Annotated in this window: 19 protein-coding genes; 5 read left to right on the top strand and 14 right to left on the bottom strand. The window is 71.0% G+C overall.

Annotated elements, in window-relative coordinates; all coding sequences use genetic code 11:
• Positions 1–8: 8 nt before the first annotated feature.
• The 4 genes from ACPCHZ_RS16705 to ACPCHZ_RS16690 form a co-directional block, all read right to left on the bottom strand.
• Positions 9–725 carry an SDR family NAD(P)-dependent oxidoreductase gene (locus ACPCHZ_RS16705; protein ID WP_423485754.1) on the bottom strand — a complete coding sequence of 239 codons (717 nt, stop codon included), beginning with the start codon at positions 723–725 and terminating at the stop codon, positions 9–11.
• Between the two features lies 1 nt (position 726).
• Positions 727–1,470, bottom strand: a complete 744-nt coding sequence (locus tag ACPCHZ_RS16700; RefSeq protein ID WP_423486081.1) for an SDR family oxidoreductase — start codon at positions 1,468–1,470, stop codon at positions 727–729.
• A gap of 170 nt (positions 1,471–1,640) precedes the next feature.
• On the bottom strand, positions 1,641–2,597 hold the full coding sequence (locus ACPCHZ_RS16695) for an electron transfer flavoprotein subunit alpha/FixB family protein (protein WP_423485753.1): 957 nt from the start codon (positions 2,595–2,597) through the stop codon (positions 1,641–1,643).
• A 46-nt stretch (positions 2,598–2,643) separates the two neighbouring features.
• The gene (locus ACPCHZ_RS16690; protein WP_264011976.1) at positions 2,644–3,435 is read right to left on the bottom strand and encodes an electron transfer flavoprotein subunit beta/FixA family protein; all 792 of its coding nucleotides are present in this window, start codon (positions 3,433–3,435) and stop codon (positions 2,644–2,646) included.
• Positions 3,436–3,651: 216 nt separating this feature from the next.
• Between ACPCHZ_RS16690 and ACPCHZ_RS16685 the strand changes: the two genes are divergently transcribed.
• Genes ACPCHZ_RS16685 through ACPCHZ_RS16675 form a run of 3 tightly spaced genes read left to right on the top strand, consistent with a single transcriptional unit; the run spans position 3,652 to position 7,278 of the window.
• On the top strand, positions 3,652–4,449 hold the full coding sequence (locus tag ACPCHZ_RS16685; RefSeq protein ID WP_423485752.1) for a class I SAM-dependent methyltransferase: 798 nt from the start codon (positions 3,652–3,654) through the stop codon (positions 4,447–4,449).
• Positions 4,446–6,014, top strand: coding sequence for a 1,4-alpha-glucan branching protein domain-containing protein (locus ACPCHZ_RS16680; RefSeq protein ID WP_423485751.1), 1,569 nt, complete (start codon positions 4,446–4,448; stop codon positions 6,012–6,014). The genes ACPCHZ_RS16685 and ACPCHZ_RS16680 overlap by 4 nt, the downstream gene beginning before the upstream one ends.
• Before the next feature lie 19 nt (positions 6,015–6,033).
• On the top strand, positions 6,034–7,278 hold the full coding sequence (locus tag ACPCHZ_RS16675; protein ID WP_423485750.1) for a glycosyltransferase family 4 protein: 1,245 nt from the start codon (positions 6,034–6,036) through the stop codon (positions 7,276–7,278).
• A gap of 19 nt (positions 7,279–7,297) precedes the next feature.
• Here the strand turns inward: ACPCHZ_RS16675 and ACPCHZ_RS16670 are convergent, their stop codons facing one another.
• Positions 7,298–8,035: an acyltransferase gene (locus tag ACPCHZ_RS16670; RefSeq protein ID WP_364971419.1), complete on the bottom strand. Its 738-nt coding sequence runs from the start codon at positions 8,033–8,035 to the stop codon at positions 7,298–7,300.
• A gap of 149 nt (positions 8,036–8,184) precedes the next feature.
• Here ACPCHZ_RS16670 and ACPCHZ_RS16665 point away from each other — a divergent pair, with 149 nt between their 5' ends.
• A complete protein-coding gene (locus ACPCHZ_RS16665; RefSeq protein ID WP_423485749.1) occupies positions 8,185–9,468 on the top strand; it encodes a PQQ-binding-like beta-propeller repeat protein in 1,284 nt (427 codons plus the stop codon).
• 12 nt (positions 9,469–9,480) lie between these two features.
• On the opposite strand, the gene ACPCHZ_RS16660 is transcribed toward ACPCHZ_RS16665, so the two are convergent.
• From ACPCHZ_RS16660 to ACPCHZ_RS16625, 8 genes are all read right to left on the bottom strand, one after another.
• Positions 9,481–10,176, bottom strand: a complete 696-nt coding sequence (locus ACPCHZ_RS16660; RefSeq protein ID WP_423485748.1) for an esterase — start codon at positions 10,174–10,176, stop codon at positions 9,481–9,483.
• A gap of 75 nt (positions 10,177–10,251) precedes the next feature.
• The gene (locus ACPCHZ_RS16655) at positions 10,252–11,466 is read right to left on the bottom strand and encodes a THUMP-like domain-containing protein (RefSeq protein WP_423486080.1); all 1,215 of its coding nucleotides are present in this window, start codon (positions 11,464–11,466) and stop codon (positions 10,252–10,254) included.
• Positions 11,424–12,398, bottom strand: coding sequence for a class I SAM-dependent methyltransferase (locus ACPCHZ_RS16650; RefSeq protein ID WP_423485747.1), 975 nt, complete (start codon positions 12,396–12,398; stop codon positions 11,424–11,426). The genes ACPCHZ_RS16655 and ACPCHZ_RS16650 overlap by 43 nt, the downstream gene beginning before the upstream one ends.
• A 10-nt stretch (positions 12,399–12,408) precedes the next feature.
• Positions 12,409–13,086, bottom strand: coding sequence for an enoyl-CoA hydratase (locus tag ACPCHZ_RS16645; RefSeq protein WP_423485746.1), 678 nt, complete (start codon positions 13,084–13,086; stop codon positions 12,409–12,411).
• A gap of 2 nt (positions 13,087–13,088) precedes the next feature.
• Complete coding sequence (locus ACPCHZ_RS16640; protein WP_423485745.1) at positions 13,089–13,919, bottom strand: NUDIX hydrolase; 831 nt, start codon at positions 13,917–13,919, stop codon at positions 13,089–13,091.
• A complete protein-coding gene (locus tag ACPCHZ_RS16635) occupies positions 13,916–14,764 on the bottom strand; it encodes an ABC transporter ATP-binding protein (RefSeq protein WP_423485744.1) in 849 nt (282 codons plus the stop codon). Before ACPCHZ_RS16635 ends, ACPCHZ_RS16640 begins: the two co-directional genes overlap by 4 nt.
• On the bottom strand, positions 14,716–15,462 hold the full coding sequence (locus ACPCHZ_RS16630) for a YczE/YyaS/YitT family protein (RefSeq protein WP_423485743.1): 747 nt from the start codon (positions 15,460–15,462) through the stop codon (positions 14,716–14,718). Before ACPCHZ_RS16630 ends, ACPCHZ_RS16635 begins: the two co-directional genes overlap by 49 nt.
• Positions 15,459–15,614 carry a hypothetical protein gene (locus ACPCHZ_RS16625; protein ID WP_423485742.1) on the bottom strand — a complete coding sequence of 52 codons (156 nt, stop codon included), beginning with the start codon at positions 15,612–15,614 and terminating at the stop codon, positions 15,459–15,461. The genes ACPCHZ_RS16630 and ACPCHZ_RS16625 overlap by 4 nt, the downstream gene beginning before the upstream one ends.
• A gap of 62 nt (positions 15,615–15,676) precedes the next feature.
• On the opposite strand from ACPCHZ_RS16625, the gene ACPCHZ_RS16620 reads away from it, so the two are divergent.
• Positions 15,677–17,137: a PLP-dependent aminotransferase family protein gene (locus ACPCHZ_RS16620; RefSeq protein ID WP_423485741.1), complete on the top strand. Its 1,461-nt coding sequence runs from the start codon at positions 15,677–15,679 to the stop codon at positions 17,135–17,137.
• Here ACPCHZ_RS16620 and serB read toward each other — a convergent pair.
• Positions 17,134–18,372 (bottom strand): phosphoserine phosphatase SerB, encoded by a 1,239-nt coding sequence (gene serB / locus ACPCHZ_RS16615; RefSeq protein ID WP_423485740.1) that lies wholly within the window; start codon positions 18,370–18,372, stop codon positions 17,134–17,136. The two genes, ACPCHZ_RS16620 and serB, sit on opposite strands and share 4 nt — an antisense overlap.
• Between the last annotated feature and the right edge of the window lie 109 nt (positions 18,373–18,481).

Genomic DNA, 18,481 nt, shown 5'->3' with positions numbered 1-18,481 from the left:
GTCTCCCTTCAGGCGGCCGCGCCGCCGCCGTCGGCGTGCAGCGTCGATCCGGTGACGAAGCTCGCTCTCGGCGAGGCGAGGAACAGCACCGCCTCGGCGATCTCCGCCGGCCGGGCGGTCCGGCCCAGCGGCAGCGTCCGTCCGAGCTCGTCGTTGGTGTCGCCCCATTCGGCGTAGACGCCCTCGGTGGCGGTCGGTCCCGGTGCGACGCTGTTCACCCGGATGCCCCTCGGCCCGAATTCGGCGGCCCAGGTGCGGGTCAGCGATTCCTGCGCGGCCTTCGAGGCGCTGTAGGTGGACGCACCCGGCACACCCTTGAACGCCACCATCGAGGTGACGTTGACGATGCTGCCGCCGCCGCGGGCGATCATGCCCGGCACCATCGCGGCCACCAGGAAGTACGCGCCGCGCACGTTGGTGTCGAACGTCGTCTCGAACGACGCCACGTCCTGGTCGACGGTCAGCGCGCCGGGGAAACTGGCCGCGTTGTTGACCAGGATGTCGACGTCGCCGCATCGGCGGGCCAGCGATTCGACCGACGCCAGGTCGGCGAGGTCGGCCTCGATGAACCGCACGCCGAGTTCGGCGGCCGCCCGCTCGCCGCGGACGGCGTTGCGGCCGGTGACGGTCACCACCGCACCTTCTCGGGCGAGCAGCCTGGCGACCTCCAGGCCGATGCCTGCGGTGCCGCCGGTGACCAACGCCGACTGACCGGTGAGTTCCATGTCAGCGACCCGCCAACCAGTCGCCGAACCGGGTGCCGGCCAGGATGCCGTCGTCGCCGGTGACCAGGCTGTCGGCCTGCACCGGTGTGCCGAAGTAGGTGGCCTGCGGATCGACCACCACACGCTGTCCGCCGCCCTGCCGCTGCACCACCGCTCGGGCCAGGTCGGCGAACGACATCTTCTCCGGGCCGCCGATGTTCACCACACCGCCCCGCGGAGGGTCCTGTGCGACGCGGGCGACCTGCTCGGCGACGTCGGAGACGGCGATCGGCTGGATCAACGCGTCGGGGGCGCGCACCTCGCCGCCGACGACCAGTGATCCGGTGATCATCTCGGCGAATTCGTGGAACTGCGTGGCCCGCACGATCGTGTACGGCAGGCCGGATCCGACGATCGCGCGCTCCTGCACCACCTTCGCCCGCATGTAACCGCTCTCGGGCAGCCCGTCGGCGCCGACGATAGACAGCGCCACGTAGTGCCCGACGCCCGCGTCGGCGGCCGCCGCGGTCAGGTTCGCCGTCGACCTGGTGAAGAAGTCCAGCACCGGCTCGTCGTCGAACGAGGGCGAATTCGTGACGTCGACCAGGACGTCGGCGCCGGACAGGGCGTCGGCGAGGCCCGCACCGGTGAGCACGTCGGCGCCCGTCGAGCGGGACGCCGCGACCACCTGGTGGCCCGCATTCTCGAGCAGTTCGACCACCTTCGCGCCCACCTGACCGGTGGCTCCCATGACCGTGATCCGCACGCTGTTCGTCATCTTCTGAACCCTCCTCGGTTGACCTGCCCTCAGCATCGTCGCTTCGTGGCGTCGATCGCCCCCTGGAGAATCCGTGGTCTTGCCCGACTGCGGAAAAGACGGAACCCCGGCGCCGCAGGGCGCCGGGGTTCCGGTTGAGCGTGTGCGTCGACCAGAGGTCAGCCCTTGCGGGCCTTCACCTTCTCGGTCAGCTGCGGCGTGACCTTGAACAGGTCGCCGACGATGCCGAGGTCGGCGATCTCGAAGATCGGCGCCTCTTCGTCCTTGTTCACCGCGATGATCGTCTTCGACGTCTGCATGCCGGCGCGGTGCTGGATCGCCCCGGAGATGCCGAGCGCGATGTACAGCTGCGGCGACACGGTCTTGCCGGTCTGGCCGACCTGGAACTGGCCCGGGTAGTAGCCGGAGTCGACCGCGGCACGCGAGGCGCCGACGGCGCCGCCGAGCGCGTCGGCCAGCTCCTCCACCACGTTGAAGTTCTCGGCACTGCCGACCCCGCGGCCGCCGGACACCACGACGGTGGCCTCGGCGAGCTCGGGACGGTCACCGGCCACCGCGGGCTCCCGCGCGGTGATCCTGGTGGCGTTCTCGGCCTGCTCCGGCACCTCGACGTTGACGACCTCGCCCGCGCCGTCGGACGGCTCGGCGTCGAGCGATCCGGCGCGCAGCGTGATCACCGGCAGCTCGCCGGTGGACTCCGCCTCGACGGTGAAGGCGCCACCGAAGATCGAGTGGATGGCCACGCCACCCTCCTTGACCTCGACGACGTCGGTCAGCACGCCGGACCCGATGCGGGCGGCGAGCCTGCCCGCGATCTCCTTGCCGTCGGCGTTCGACGACAGCAGCACAGCGGCCGGCGACGCCGACTCAACCAGCGATGCCAGCACGTCGACCTGCGGGGTGATCAGGTAGTTCTCCGCGTCGTCGGACTCGGCGACGTAGATCTTCGCGGCGCCGGCGGCCTTGAGCCCGTCGACGAGCGGCTCGGCGGTGCCGGGCTTGCCCACCACGACGGCGGCGGGCTCGCCGAGCACACGGGCGGCGGTGATCAGTTCGGAGGTGACCTTCTTCAGGGCACCTTCGGCGTGTTCGACGAACACGAGTACTTCAGCCATGGGTTTGTCTTTCGCCTCTTCTAGGGATGTCTGGGGTGGGTCGCGGCTAGATGATCTTCTGGGCCACGAGGTACTCGGCGACCTTCGCGCCGCCCTCGCCCTCGTCGGTGACCTTCTCGCCGGCCGTCTTCGGCGGCTTCGGGGTCGACGACAGCACCTTGGAACCGGCATTGGCGACGCCGACCTCGTCGGCCTCGACACCGATCTCGGCCAGCGTGAGCTTGACCACTTCCTTCTTCTTCGCGGCCATGATGCCCTTGAAGGACGGGAAGCGCGGCTCGTTGATCTTCTCGTTCACGCTCACCACGGCGGGCAGCGACGCCTCGAGCGTGAACACGCCGTCGTCGGTCTCGCGCTCGCCGGTGACCTTGCCGTCCTCGACGCTCAGCTTCCGCACGTGCGTCAGCTGGGGCAGGCCCAGGTACTCGGCGATGATCGCCGGGACGGCGCCGCCGGTGCCGTCGGTGGCCTCGTTGCCTGCGATGACCAGCTCGGCGCCCTCGATGGTGCCCAGCGCGCGGGCAAGCGCCCAGCCCGTCTGGACCATGTCGGAGCCGTGCAGCTGCTCGTCGACGAGGTGGACCGCCTTGTCGGCGCCCATCGACAGCGCCTTGCGGATGGCCTCGGTGGCGCGTTCCGGGCCGGCGGTCAGCACGGTGACCGTGCTGTCGTCACCCTGGCGCTCCTTGATCAGCAGCGCTTCTTCGACCGCACGCTCGTTGATCTCGTCGAGTACGGCGTCGGCGGCCTCCCGGTCGAGCGTGTAATCGCCGTCGGACAGCTTTCGCTCGGACCACGTGTCAGGGACCTGTTTGATCAGGACCACGATGTTCGTCATGACTCTGGTTCGTCCTCCTCGGTGAGGCCGATGGGCCGGCCTTATTACCACGTTTCAAGCAACTGCCACCATGTTACCCGTCGGTAACTTGTGGTGGCCGTACTGACACCATAGCTGGTCGAAGTTTGCGCGCTGACCTCCCCTAAGCAGGGGCGGCGTGGAGGAACTGTTCGCGAATCGGCCATCGGCGCTTCGCCTGGGTTAGCCTGCCTTCCGATGAGCGCATTCCTGACGGGGGCGGTCGGGGACGGCCCTGGCCGGACACCCCCTGCCCTGCCGCTGACCGGCGAGCGGACCATCCCGGGACTGGCCGAGGAGAACTACTGGTTCCGCAGGCACGAGGTCGTCTACCGGCGGCTGGCCGACCGCTGCGCCGATCGCGACGTGCTCGAGGCCGGCTGCGGGGAGGGCTACGGCGCCGACCTGATCGCCGACGTGGCGCGCCGGGTGATCGGCCTGGACTACGACGAGGCCACGGTCGCGCACGTGCGCGCCCGCTACCCCCGCATCGAGATGCACCACGGCAACCTCGCCGCACTCCCGCTGCCCGACGCGTCCGTCGACGTGGTGGTGAACTTCCAGGTGATCGAACACCTCTGGGACCAGCCGCAGTTCGTCGCCGAATGCCTGCGGGTGCTCCGCCCGTCCGGCGTGCTGCTGATGTCGACGCCCAACCGGATCACCTTCACCCCCGGGCGCGACACCCCGGTCAACCCGTTCCACACCCGTGAGCTGAACGCCGACGAGCTGACCGAGCTCCTGACCGGCGCCGGCTTCGCCCTCGAGGCGATGCTCGGCGTGTTCCACGGCCCCGGCCTCGTCGAACTCGACACCCGGCACGGCGGCTCGATCATCGACGCCCAGATCGCCCGAGCGGTGGCCGACGCGCCGTGGCCCGCCGACCTGCTGTCCGACGTCGCCGCGGTCACCGTCGACGAATTCGACCTGACGCCCGCCGCCGAGCGCCCGATCGACGACAGTCTCGATCTGGTGGCGATCGCGGTGCGGCCGTGACGGATTCCACAGCGCCGGTACCGGGGCTGTTCACCCTCGTCCTGCACACCCACCTGCCGTGGCTGGCCCATCACGGTCGCTGGCCGGTCGGCGAGGAGTGGCTCTACCAGTCGTGGTCGGCGGCCTACCTGCCGTTGATGCGGGTGCTGCGCACGCTGGCCGCCGAGGGACGCGGGCACCTGCTCACCCTCGGGATGACGCCGGTGGTGACCGCGCAACTCGACGACCCGTACTGCCTGACCGGTATGCACCACTGGCTGGCCAACTGGGAGCTGCGGGCACTCGAGGCCGCGACCCTGCGCACGTCGACCGCCACCGGCGCGGCCTCGGCACCGGAGGCGTTGCGCGCGTTCGGTGCGCACGAACACCGGGCGGCGAACCAGGCACTCGAGGACTTCACCACGTTGTGGCGCCACGGCGGCAGCCCGCTGCTGCGTGAGCTGATCGACGCCGACGCCATCGAACTGCTGGGCGGGCCGCTGTCGCACCCGTTCCAGCCGCTGCTCAACCCGCGGCTGCGGGAGTTCGCGCTCCGCGAGGGCCTGGCCGACGCCGGCCAGCGCTTCGCCCACGTCCCCACGGGCATCTGGGCGCCGGAGTGCGCCTACGCGCCCGGCATGGAGACCGAGTACGCCGCCGCGGGCGTCGGGCACTTCATGGTCGACGGGCCGTCGCTGCACGGGGACACGGCGCTGGGCCGCCCCGTCGGTGCCGCCGACGTCGTCGCGTTCGGCCGTGACCTGCAGGTCAGCTACCGGGTGTGGTCACCGAAGTCGGGCTACCCGGGCCATGGCGCCTACCGCGACTTCCACACCCACGACCACGTCACCGGCCTCAAACCGGCCCGCGTCACCGGGCGCAACGTCGCGTCCGAGGACAAGGCGCCGTACGACCCGCAGCGCGCCGACGCGGCCGTCGACGGACATGTCGCCGACTTCGTCGACACCGTGCGGCGGCGGCTGATCTCCGAGAGCGAGCGGATCGGCAGGCCCGCGCACGTCGTGGCCGCCTTCGACACCGAGCTGTTCGGGCACTGGTGGTATGAGGGCCCGGAGTGGCTGGCCCGGGTGCTGCGCGCGCTCCCGGAAGCCGGCGTGCGCGTCGGCACCCTGTCCGACGCCGTCGCCGGCGGCTTCGTCGGCGATCCGGTCGAATTGCCGCCCAGCTCATGGGGTTCGGGCAAGGACTGGCAGGTGTGGGCGGGCGAGCAGGTCGCCGACCTGGTGCAGCTCAACAGCGAGGTGACCGAGACCGCGCTCAGCACCGTCGACAAGGCGCTCGCTCAGACCTCAGCCGTCGGATCGCCGACGGCGCGCGACCACGTCGCCGACCAGATCCTGCGCGAGACACTGCTCACGGTGTCCAGCGACTGGCCGTTCATGGTGAGCAAGGACTCGGCCGCCGACTATGCGCGCTACCGCGCCCACCTGCACGCCCACGCCACCCGGGAGATCGCCGGGGCGCTTGCCGCCGGCCGCCGCGACACCGCACAGCGGCTCGCCGAGGGCTGGAACCGCGCCGACGGCCTGTTCGGCGCCCTCGACGCCCGGCGGCTGCCGCGATGAACCGGGCCCGGTCACGCCCGTGAAGGTGTTGATGGTGTCGTGGGAGTACCCGCCGGTGGTCATCGGCGGACTCGGCCGCCACGTCCACCACCTCGCGACCGCGCTGGCCGAGGCCGGTCACGAGGTCGTCGTGCTGAGCAGGCGGCCCACCGGCACCGATCCCAGCACCCACCCGTCGACCGACGAGTACAGCGAGGGTGTGCGCGTCGTGGCCGCCGCGCAGGATCCGCACGACTTCGACTTCGGCACCGACATGATGGCCTGGGTCCTCGCGATGGGGCATTCGATGGTCCGGTCGGGCCTGACGCTGCGCAGCACCGCCGACGGCGCGCCGTGGCGGCCCGACATCGTGCACGCGCACGACTGGCTGGTGGCACATCCGGCCATCGCCCTCGCCGAGTTCTTCGACGTGCCGCTCGTCTCCACCATCCACGCCACCGAGGCGGGCAGGCACTCGGGCTGGGTGTCGGGTGCGATCAGCCGCCAGGTGCACGCGGTCGAATCGTGGTTGGTGCACGAATCCGATTCGCTCATCACGTGTTCGGCGTCGATGAGTGACGAGATCACCGAGTTGTTCGGGCCCGGTCTCGCCGAGGTGAGGGTGATCCGCAACGGCATCGACGCCGGCCTCTGGCCGTACGCGCCCCGGCGTGCCCGCCGCGGTGCCCCGCACCTGCTGTTCGTCGGCAGGTTGGAGTACGAGAAGGGCATCCACGACGCCATCGCGGCGCTACCGCGCATCCGGCGCGCGCATCCCGGCACCACCCTGACGGTCGCCGGCGACGGCACCCAGGAGCAGTGGCTCGTCGACCAGACGCGAAAGCACAAGGTGCGCAAGGCCACCCGATTCGTCGGGCGGCTCGGACACGACGACCTGGTGGCGATGCTGCACACCGCCGACGCGGCGGTGCTGCCGAGTCACTACGAGCCGTTCGGCATCGTCGCACTCGAGGCCGCCGCCACCGGCACCCCACTGGTGACCACGAATGTGGGCGGACTGGGCGAGGCCGTCATCGACGGCGAGACCGGGAGGTCATGCGCTCCGCGCGACGTCGCCGGGCTCGCGGCCGCCGTCATCGCGGTGCTCGACGATCCGGAAGCGGCGCAGCGCCATGCCGTCGCCGCCCGCGACCGACTCACGTCCGATTTCGACTGGCACACCGTCGCCGCCGACACCGCACAGGTCTATCTGGCGGCCAAACGCGGTGAGCGGGAGCCGCATCCGCGTCGGCCCACGGTCGAGCACGCCCTGCCCGGCCGCTGAGGTCGCAACGATTCCCGGGCTAGCGGGCGGCTTTCTTGCGTTCGATGTCGGCCAGTGCCGCGGCGAGTTCGGCGCGCTGGGCCGCCGAGGTCTCCCAGGCCAGCTTGCGGTTCTTGACCACCTTCGCCGGCGCGCCGACGGCGATCGAGAAGTCCGGGACGTCGCCCCTGACCACCGCGTGCGAACCCAGTACACAGCCGCGCCCGACGGTGGTGTTGCGCAGCACGGTGACCTTGACGCCGACCCAGGTGTCCGGCCCGATGCGCACCGGACCCTTGACGATGCCCTGGTCCTTGATCGGCAGGTCGATGTTGTCCATCCGGTGATCGAAGTCGCAGATGTAGCACCAGTCGGCCATCAGCACCGAATCGCCCAGCTCGATGTCGAGGTAGGTGTTGATCACGTTGTCGCGGCCCAGCACCACCTTGTCACCGATGCGCAGCGACCCCTCGTGGCAGCGGATCGTGTTCTTGTCCCCGATGTGCACCCAGCGGCCGATCTCCATCGTCGACAGCTCCGGGGTCGCCTCGATCTCCACGCCCTTGCCCAGGAACACCATGCCGCGGGTGATGATGTGCGGGTTGCGCAGCTTGAACTTCAACAGCCGCCAGTAGCGGACCAGGTACCACGGCGTGTACGCCTTATTGGCCAGCACCCACTTCAGCGAGGCCACGGTGAGGAAGTTCGCCTGACGCGGATCGCTCAGCCGCGAGCCGCGCCAGCGCTTGTGCAACGGCGCACCCCACATCGTCGTCATGGCCGCAAAGCCTACGCGAGCACCAGGTCTGGATTCAGGGGCCGCCACATCGCCGGGTCCGGCTTGCCGGGTGGCCGGGCCGCCGCCGCACCGGGTTACCCTCACCTGGGCCGCGCATCACGCCCGGACGAGAGGACTGACGGAGCACTGTGTACCGGCGACTGACCGTGCTGGTGGTGACGGCGCTGCTCGCGGGCGTGCTCGCCGGTTGCGGAGACACCGACGGCTGGGTCGAGTCCAAGGCCGCCACCGGGTGGTCCGCGCAGTACGGCGACGCCGCGAACAGCAGCTACACCGCCGACGCCGGGCCGGGAGCGCTCACGCTGGAGTGGACCCGGTCGGTCAAGGGCGACCTCGGCGCCGCCGTCGCCCTCGGCTCGAGCAGCTACCTGGCCGCCAACGCGCAGACACCGGCGGGCTGCTCGCTGATGGTGTGGGAGTTCGACAACCTCGCCCGGCAGCGCTGGTGCACGCGCCTGGTGCAGGGCGGTGGCGGCGCCAGTCCGCTGCTGGACGGGTTCGACAACCTCTACGTCGGCCAGCCCGGCGCCATCCTGTCCTTCCCGCCGACGCAGTGGATCCGCTGGCGCCAGCCCGTCATCGGCATGCCGACCACCCCGCGCCTGCTCACCGACGGGCAGCTGCTGGTGGTGACGCACCTCGGCCAGGTGCTGACGTTCGACGGGCACCGCGGGTCCGTGGAGGGCGCGCCGCTGGACCTGGTCGCAGGGGTCGATCCCACCGACTCGGTGCGCGGCCTCGCCGACTGCCGCACCGCGCGGCGCGGCTGCCCGGTGGCGGCGGCTCCGGCATTCTCCGCGGAGACCGGCATCGTGGTGCTCACGCTGTGGGAGCCCGGCGCCGACGCGCCCGTGGTCGTCGGACTGCGCTACCGCGCCGGGCAGCGCCCGCTGCTGACCCGCGAGTGGACCAGCGACGCGGTGGGCCGCGGGCCGCTGGCCAGCCCCGTGCTGTCGGCCGACGGCGCCACCGTCTACGTCAACGGCCGAGACTCGCGGCTGTGGGCGCTCGACACCGCCGACGGCACCGCCAAGTGGTCGGTGCCGCTGGGGTACCTCGCGCAGACTCCGCCGTCGGTGTCGCCCGACGGGCTGATCCTCACCGGCGGCGGCCCTGGCGCCCGGCTGCTCGCGGTCCGCGACGAGGGTGACCGCGGCGAGGTGGCCTGGACCCGCGACGACGTGGCGCCACTGACCACCGCCAGCCGGGCCGGTGCGCTCGCCTACACGGTGGTTCCCGACGGCGAACGCGGGCAGACGCTGCTGGTCCTCGACTCCGGCGACGGCCGCACGGTGAACAGCTACCCGGTGCCGGAGGCCACCGGGTGGCCGGTCGGCGTGTCGATCGCCCACGACGGCCGCATCGTCACCGCCACCAGCGACGGTCAGGTCTACGGGTTCGCGCCGGCCTGATCGGCCGGCCCCCTAGACCGCCAGCATCGAAGCTATGGCGTCCCGCGGAACGGACACCTGGTTCGCCCCCGCCGCCCCGGCCATCAGCTCCCCCTGCCCGAAGAAGAACACCACCGCGTCGTCGGAGATCGCGAAGTTCTGGTAGTTGTCGGCGTTCATTCCGTTCTCAGGGGCGATCGCCACGTCGGGGCCGAGCTGGCGCTGCACCTCGCGCTGGACGATCGGGTAGATCGTGTCCAGCGGCAGGGTTCCGGGCTTGAACAGGTTGTCGAACGTGACCGGGCGCTGTCCGTCGAGGTTGTAGGTGAACGCCTTGAACCAGGTGCTCGGGTGGGCGCCGCCGACGTTCTGGTACACCTCGAACACCAGGCTCTGCGTCCCCTTCGGCGCCATTCCCGAGTGGTAGGTGGTGCCCTTGGCGTCGAGCACGTAGGGCAGGTCGCGGTTGCCGGGCGTCTGCGACACGTTGACGAATCCGTCCCGGGTCTGGGTCAGGTAGGCCGCGACCGCCTGCTCGTCCGGATAGCCGGCCGGGAAGCTGTAGTCCAGCGTGTACGTCGAGGTGGCGGCATGCACCCGACACGTCTGCTCGCCGTCGAGGGCACCGCCCAGATCGGCGCACGCCGACTGCGCACCCGCGACGGCCATGCCCGGCCAGCCGACCAGGACACCGGCCGCCAGTACGGCGGCCATCTTGGCAATACCCATCGTCAGTAGTCCTCGCAGGTGATGTCGGACACCGGTTCGAACCACCGGCGCGTCCCTGTCAGCGTACGTGTCCCCTCAGCGGTCCGGCCGGCAGATGAACGCCGTTGCCCGGCTTGCGGTCCCGGAACCCAGTCGGGTCAGTACCACCGCGAGCTGCCCGGAACCGCGCAGCCGCAGCCGCCGTCGCAGCGCATCGGGGTCCACATCGAGGCCGCGGACCAGGATCTCGAGCGCACCGACGTCGTGCGACGTCAGCGCATCGCGAAGCCGCCGCTCGCTGAACGCGATCTCGTCGAGCACCTCGAAACCGCGCACCCCCTCGGGCACCGCTTCACCCGACAGGTAGGCGATGTCGGGGTCGAGTTGCCACAGGCCGTGGCGCGCGGCCCAGTGCCGCACCAGCCCGGCGCGCACCACGGCGCCGTCGGGGTCGACGATCCACCGGCCTGCGGGTCCGACCGGGCAGTCGTCGGATTCGGTGTCGGTGATCTCCTCGGCGCGGTCCAGCACGGTGGCGCGGCGGGTGACACCGCCGGCGGTCAGCCCGACCGACCACAGACACGCCTCCCGCACGCTGCCTCCCAACGACGTCACCTCGACCTCGCCGGCGAATCCCAGCTCGGACAGCCGGCCGAAATCGATTCCCGGAGCGCACTTCACGACGACATCACGCTCGCGGTACACGTCGAACAGCGCGTCGAGCGCCGGCGTGTAGTCGCGAGGGTCGAACCGCCGGCGACCGGCACTGCGGCGGGCGGGATCGAGCAGCACGACGGTGTCGCGGCTGACCGGCCGGAGCGCGTCGGCACGGCACACCACGATGTCGGCGCCGCCCTGCCCGAGGTTGTGCCGGGCCATCGACACGCGGACCGGGTCGATGTCGCTGCCCATCACCACCGAAGCCGAATCGCGAAGGGCGACAAGCTCACTGCCGACGGAGCAGGTGGCGTCGTGCACACGGGCGCCGCGAAGGCGCCTGGCCCGGTGCGCGGCCACCGGGGCGGCGGTCGCCTGCTGCAGCGCCTCGTCGGTGAACAGCCAGCCCGACGGGTCGCCGACCTTGGCCGCGGCGCGTCTGCGCAGCCGCACGGTCTCCACCAGCACAGCCGCCCGCGCACCGAATCGAGCTCGCACAGCAGCGATGTCGCGCACCAGTGTGCTGTCGACCAGTTCGCGGGCCGCGACCTCGTGCAGCGCGGTCGCGCCGGCTTCGCCCCGCAGGTACTCGACGTCGTCGAGGGTGAACGCTACGACGGCTTGACCCCGGTGACCATCACGTTGTAGAACCAGCCCTTCGGCACGACGCGGCGCCACACGTTGGCGTCCACCCAGCTCAGCGTGGTCCAGCCGTTGAACGCGAACTTCGCCCAGCCCCACCCGAGCTTGCCCGGCGGCACCGTCGACTCGAAGGTGCGCACCGGCCAGCCCAGCATCGCCGCGGTGAACTCCTCGCTGGCCGTCTCGACCTGGACCGCGCCGGCATTGGTGGCCATCTTCTCGAGATCGGCCGGGTCGAAGGTGTGCAGGTCGACGATCCACTCCAGCGCGGCGGCCCGCGAGTTCTCGTCCAGTTCCTCCTGCGGCCGGCGCCAGCTGCTCAGACCGGGCAGCTTCATCGCCGCAACGGTGGTCTTCCAGGTCAGATCTGCCAGCGTGCGGGCGTAGGTGTTGCCGATGGTGGTCGGCTCGCCGGCGAAGACGAAGCGACCGCCGGGCTTGAGCACCCGCACGACCTCGCGCAGCGACAGTTCCACGTCGGGGATGTGGTGCAACACGGCGTGCCCGACCACCAGGTCGAAGGTGTCGTCCTCGTACGGGATGCCCTCGGCGTCGGCCACCCGGCCGTCGACGTCCAGTCCGAGTGACTGGCCGTTGCGGGTGGCGACCTTCACCATGCCGGGCGAGAGGTCGGTCACCGACCCGCGCCGTGCCACACCCGACTGGATGAGGTTGAGCAGGAAGAACCCCGTCCCGCAGCCCAGCTCCAGCGCGCGGTCGTAGGGCAGTTCGCGCTGTTCCTCGGCGGGCACGATGGCGTCGAAACGGCCGCGGGCGTAGTCGATGCAGCGCTGGTCGTAGGAGATCGACCACTTGTCGTCGTAGCTCTCGGCCTCCCAGTCGTGGTAAAGCACCTGGGCGAGTTTGGAGTCGTGGCGGGCGGCCTCGACCTGCTCTGCCGTGGCGTGCGGGTTCGGGACCGGAGCCGAATCGGTACTCGTCATGCAGGGCAGCCTAACCGGCGGCCCCGAAGCTGGCTTTCGCGGCGGCCAGCAGCTGCGGCGGATAGTCGGCGAACCGCAGCGCCCACGCCAGGGCGGCGTCGTAGACGTGGTCGGGGGCCACCAGCTCGTCGATCAGCCCCAGTGCGTGCGCTTCGGGCGCGCCGACGAACCGGCCGCTGAACACCAGATCCTTGGCCCTGCTCTCGCCCACCGCGCGGGTCAGCCGGGCGGCGGCGGACGGATCGGGTGACCGGCCGCCCAGGATCTCCGTCGACCCGAACTTCGCGTTGTCCCCGCTGACCCGCCAGTCCGCGGCGAGCGCCAATGTCAGGCCACTGCCCAGCGCATAGCCGGTGATCGCGGCGACCGTCGGCTTCGGCAGCGCGGCCAGCGCCTCGATGGCCTCTCGGGCGGTGCGGGCGGCCGCGGCGGCCTCGTCCGGTTCGAGGGTGCGCAGTTCGGGGACGTCGTCCCCGGCGCAGAAGATCTCGTGGCCGCCGAAGACGATGACCGCGAGCACGTCGTCGCGGGCGCCCGCGTCGGCCGCCGCGGCAGCGATCTCCCGGTACATCTGCCGGGTCAGTGCGTTGGTCGGCGGCCGGGACAGCCACAGCGTCGCGACGCCCGGCCGGTCGTCAGCCGGGCCGTTGACCGAGCCACTGAGGACGACGTCGACGAACTCCCCCATGTTCAGTCGCCGCTGTAGCCCTGCGGGGCACGGTGGTCCCGGGCGGCGTTGTAGCGGTCGCTGTCGAAGAACTCGATCTCCCAGTTGCCGTCGCGCGCGGCCAGGTGCGGCTCGACGGCCTCGATCCTGCGCTCCACCGCCAGCACCTCGGCGACGGTGTGGCCGGCCAACGAGTCGAGCTGCGTCCACGTCGGCGGCAGCAGGAACGTGCGCCCGGCGGCGAAGTCGTCCAGCGCGTCGGCGGGGGTGATCCAGCCTGCCTGGTCGGTCTCGGTGTTGTCGCCGTCGGCGCGCTGGCCCTGCGGGATCGCGCCCACGAAGAAGTAGGTGTCGTAGCGGCGGGTGCGCTCCTCCTTCGGCGTCACCCAGTTCGCCCATGGGCGCAGCAGGTCGGCCCGCAGCACCAGCTTCTCGGTCTTCAGGAATTCGGCGAAGGACAGCGACCTGTCGACCAGCGCCTGCCGCTGCGCCCGGTACACCGAGGCGTCGTCGACCAGGACGTCGGGATCGTCGGCGGCGCCCGCGAACAGCACCCCGGACTCCTCGAACGTCTCGCGGGCCGCGGCGCACACCAGCGCTCCGGCCAGGTCGGTGTCCACGCCGAGCCGTCCGGCCCACCAGGCCGGCTCCGGGCCGGCCCAGGCGATGTCGGCGTTGCGGTCGCGCCCGTCGACGCCCCCACCGGGGAACACCATCACCCCGGCCACGAAATCCATCGCCGAGTGCCTGCGCATCAGGAAGACCTCGATGGGTTCGCCCTGATGCCCGTCACGGATCAGCATCACCGTCGCCGCGGGGCGCGGCACCAGCGGATCGGGGGACCCCTCGGTCATGCACGCCTCCTGTGTGCCGCACGACTGCGGGTCCGCCGCGCGAAGTAGCGGCCGTCGACGTTCTCCAGAGCGATCGACTGGCCGAACGCCGTCGACAGGTTCTCGGCGGTGAGCACGTCGGTCAACAGACCCGAGGCGACCACGCGACCCTCCGACAGGATCAGGCCATGGCTGAACCCGCGGGGCACCTCCTCGACATGGTGGGTGACCAGCACCATGGCCGGGGCGTCGGGGTCGGCGGCGAGATCCTCCAGCCGCGCCACCAGTTCCTCGCGCCCACCGAGGTCAAGCCCGGCCGCCGGCTCGTCGAGCAGCAGCAGTTCGGGGTCGGTCATCATCGATCGCGCGATGAGCACCCGCTTGCGCTCCCCTTCGGACAGCGTTCCGTAGAGGCGTTCGGCGAGATGCTCGGCGCCGACGCTCTCCAGCATGTCCACCGCTTGGGCATAGTCGACGTCCTCGTAGCGCTCCCGCCAGCGCCCCAGCACCGCGTAACCGGCCGACACCACCAGGTCGCGAACCACCTCGTCATCCGGAACCCGTTGCGACAGTGCCGAACTGCTCAGCCCGACCCGTGACCGCAGCTCGGCCATGTCGGCCCGGCCGAGCCGTTCGCCCAGCACGAAGGCGGTGCCGCTCGAGGGATACTCCATGGCGGCCGCGATCCGCAGCAGCGACGTCTTGCCTGCACCGTTCGGCCCGATGACGACCCAGCGTTCGTCGAGTTCCACCGCCCAGGTGACGGGTCCGACGAGCGTCCGGCCGCCGCGCCGCAGCGTCACCCGGGCGAAATCGATCAGCAGGTCGGGGTCGGCCGTGTCAGCTGCGGTGTCTTCTTCCGGCACTCGCCCATCGTAGTGTTGCGCCGCCGCCGCAACGCCGGCCGCCTCGCGGCGATTCGCCCGTCGGAATCATCGGCGACGACCACCGGAGCCCAGCCACTGACGGCCAGCAGCCGTTTCGGCGTCAGCCACACGAACATCTGCACCAGCGGCCCGATGCCGAACGCATAGACGACGGTGCCGACACCGACGGTGCCGCCGAGCAGCCAGCCGACCGTCAGCACCGTGATCTCGATCGCGGTGCGGACCAGGCGTACGGACCGGCCGGTGCGCGCGACCAGCCCGGTCATCAGGCCGTCCCGCGGTCCCGGTCCGAGGCCGGCTCCGACGTAGAGAACGGTGCTGAACGCGTTGAACACGACGGCGGTCACCATCCAGCCGATCCGGACCGGCATCGACACCGGCGCGGGCAGGACGGCGAGGGTGGCGTCGACGGTGATTGCGATGACGATCACGTTGGCGACGGTGCCCACTCCCGGCCGGTTGCGCAGCGGGATCCAGGCCAGCAGCACGGCGACGCCGACCACCGCGGTGGCGACGCCGAACGACATGCCGGTGTGGCCGGCCAGGCCCTGGTGGAACACGTCCCACGGATCGAGGCCGAGGCCGGCCCGCACCATCAGGGCCATCGAGAACCCGTAACCCATCAGCCCCGCGAGGAGTGCGGCGCCGCGCAGCGACGTCGTGCGGACTCGCGTCATGCGTGGTCGGGAAACCGGATGCGGATGGCGTCCAGTTCGCTGCGCATCCGTCGAAGATCAGAGTCCAGTTCGGCCGAGGTGGACCCCACCGGCCGGTATGAGAACAGATCCGAGAGGCGATACGCCAGTTTTGATATCCAGTTCGAAGCCATATGCCGATTCTGGCCTTGACTGGCTTGCGGTCCAATAGCCAGTTGGACCATACTGGCTGCAAATGAGCATCGAAACGGTGGCCCGCGCGCTCGACGAGGATCTACTGGCCCGCGAGCTGGGCAACTGGCGTACGTCGAGCCGCAGCGGACCGGCCTACCAGGGTCTGGCCGACGGGATCCGGATGCTCATCGTCGACGGCCGGCTGCCCGTCGGCGCCCGGCTGCCGAGCGAGCGGGCGCTGGCCGACGCGCTGCGGGTCTCGCGCACCACCGTCACCGCCGCCTACGCCCAACTGCGCGACGATGACTACCTCGTCGCCCGCCGCGGCGCGCGCAGCACCACGGCGCTCCCGGTCTCCGCCGCCCCGGTGCCCACCGCGGTCGAGGCGTTCACGACGCCAGGGGGCTCGGTGAACCTCGCCAACGCCGCCCTTGCCGCTCCCGCGACGGCGGTGCTCGACGCGTTCACCGCCGCCACCCGGCAGATCACGCCCTATCTGGACGACATCGGCATCGAACTGACCGGTGTGCGGTCCCTGCGCGAGGCGATCGCCGAACGCTACTGCGCCCGGGGGCTGCCCACCGAGCCCGACGAGATCATGGTGACGACGGGAACGCTGCACGCGTTCGGGCTGATCCTGGCGACCTACACCCAACCGGGCGACCGGGTGCTGGTGGACCAGCCGACCTATCACGGCGCGATCGCGGCGATCACCACCGCGGGCGGCCGCCCCGTGCCGGTGTCCCTCACCGAGGACGGCTGGGATCTCGGGGCGATGCACGCGGCGATCCGGCAGCTGGCGCCGAGCCTGGCCTACCTGGTGCCCGACAACCACAACCCGACCGGGCTCACCATGCCGGCCGCCCATCGCCGTGAGCTCGCCGACCTGATCGCCGACACCCGCACCCGCACCGTCATCGACGAGACGATGACGGAGGTGTGGATCGACGAGCCCGTCCCCGCCCCTGTCGCGAGCCATCTGAACCGACGGCGCGATCTGGTGTTGACCCTCGGTTCGATGTCGAAGTCGTTCTGGGGCGGCCTGCGCATCGGCTGGATCCGCGCCGAGCGCAGCACCCTGGCCACCGTCGCGGCGCTGCGGCCGTCGATCGACATGGGCACGCCGATCTTCGAACAGCTGGCCGCGGCGGAGCTGCTCCGGGTGGCCGACGACGTGCTGCCGGAACGCCGAGAGCTGCTGCGCACCCGGCGTGCGCTGATGTTGTCGCTGCTCGAGGAGCACCTACCGGATTGGCGGCCGTGCCAGGGCGGTGGCGGCCTGGCGCTGTGGGTGCGGCTGCCCGCCCCCATGAGTTCGGCCCTGTCGGCGGCCGCGTCGCGGATGGGGCTCGACGTGCCGCCCGGACCGCGGTTCGGTGTCGACGGCACCCTGGAGCGGTTCGTCCGGATCCCCTACACACTGCCGCCGGATCAGATGGCCGACGCGGTGCGCCTGCTCGCGAGGGCCTGGCGCAGCGTCACCGGCTCCACCGGACCCGAACCCCAGGCCCTGGTGGTCTAGTCGTCGAGGATCTCCACGCGGCGGACCATGCCGTCGACCGCGTCGGCGGCCTCGATCTCGCCACGGGTGACGCCCAGGATGAAGAGCACGGTGTCCAGGTAGGGATGGCTCAGCGACGCGTCGGCGACCTCACGCAGCGCGGGTTTGGCGTTGAAAGCCACGCCAAGCCCCGCGGCCGCGAGCATGTCGATGTCGTTGGCGCCGTCGCCCACGGCCACCGTCTGCTCCATCGGAACACCGACCTGCTGTGCGAAATCTCTTAGCGCCCTTGCCTTTCCGGGACGGTCGACGACCTGACCGACGACCCGGCCGGTCAGCTTGCCGTCGACGATCTCCAGTTCGTTGGCCGCGACGTAGTCGAGCATCAATTCGTGCGCCAGCGGTTCGATCACCTGGCGGAAGCCGCCCGACACCACACCGCAGTGGTAGCCGAGCCGGCGCAGGGTGCGGATCGTGGTGCGGGCGCCCGGCGTGAGCTCCAGCTGTTCGGCCACCTCGTCGAGCACCTCGGCGGGCAAACCGGCCAGCGTCGCCACCCGGCGGTGCAGCGACTCCGCGAAGTCCAGTTCGCCCCGCATCGCCGCCTCGGTGACCTCGGCGACGGCGGCCAGCGCGCCGGCCCGGTCGGCGAGCATCTCGATGACCTCACCCTGGATGAGCGTCGAGTCGACGTCGAACACGATCAGCCGCTTGGCGCGCCGGGAGATGCTGTAGTCCTCCAGCGCGAGGTCGACCTGCTCGTCGGCGGACACCCGGGCCAGCGCCGACTGCACGTGCTTGGCGAGCACCGCCGAAGGCACCGATACCCCCAGCTCGAGCCCGGTGACCGGGTAGTCCGAGATGCCGCGGATGAAGTCGATGTTCACCCCGAGGAACGCCAGCTCGCGGGCCAGCGCGTTGAACGCACCGGCGGTGAACGGCCGTCCCAGGGCGACGATGGTGTGCGTCGACAGGTGCCGCATCACCGGCGAGTTGCCGCTGGGTTCGACGGTCACCTCGAGACCCAGCCGGTGGATCACCTCGGTCACCTCGGCGCGCAGCGCATCGCCGCCGCCGACGGCCGGGGGCGCCGACAGGAGCACACCGAGGGTGAGCCTGCCGCTGATGACCACCTGTTCGACGTTGAGCAGTTCGACGTTGTGCCGCGAGAGCACCTCGAACAACGCCGACGTGACGCCCGGCTGATCCACTCCGGTGACGGTGATCAGCACCGACACCTTGTCTGCTGCGTTCATCCCCTCATGTCGCAGCAGTCCATCAACTGGACGCGTCGATCGGTGTGGGCTCGTCTGCGTGGTGGTCGCGGCCGACGTGCGCCTCGGCACGCATCCGCTCGACCATGTG

This window comes from Mycobacterium sp. NPDC050041 (genome assembly GCF_049541695.1).
Classification (GTDB): Bacteria; Actinomycetota; Actinomycetes; order Mycobacteriales; family Mycobacteriaceae; genus Mycobacterium.
The sequence above is the reverse complement of the archived record's forward strand: the minus strand, read 5'-3'. Positions and strand labels throughout refer to the sequence as shown.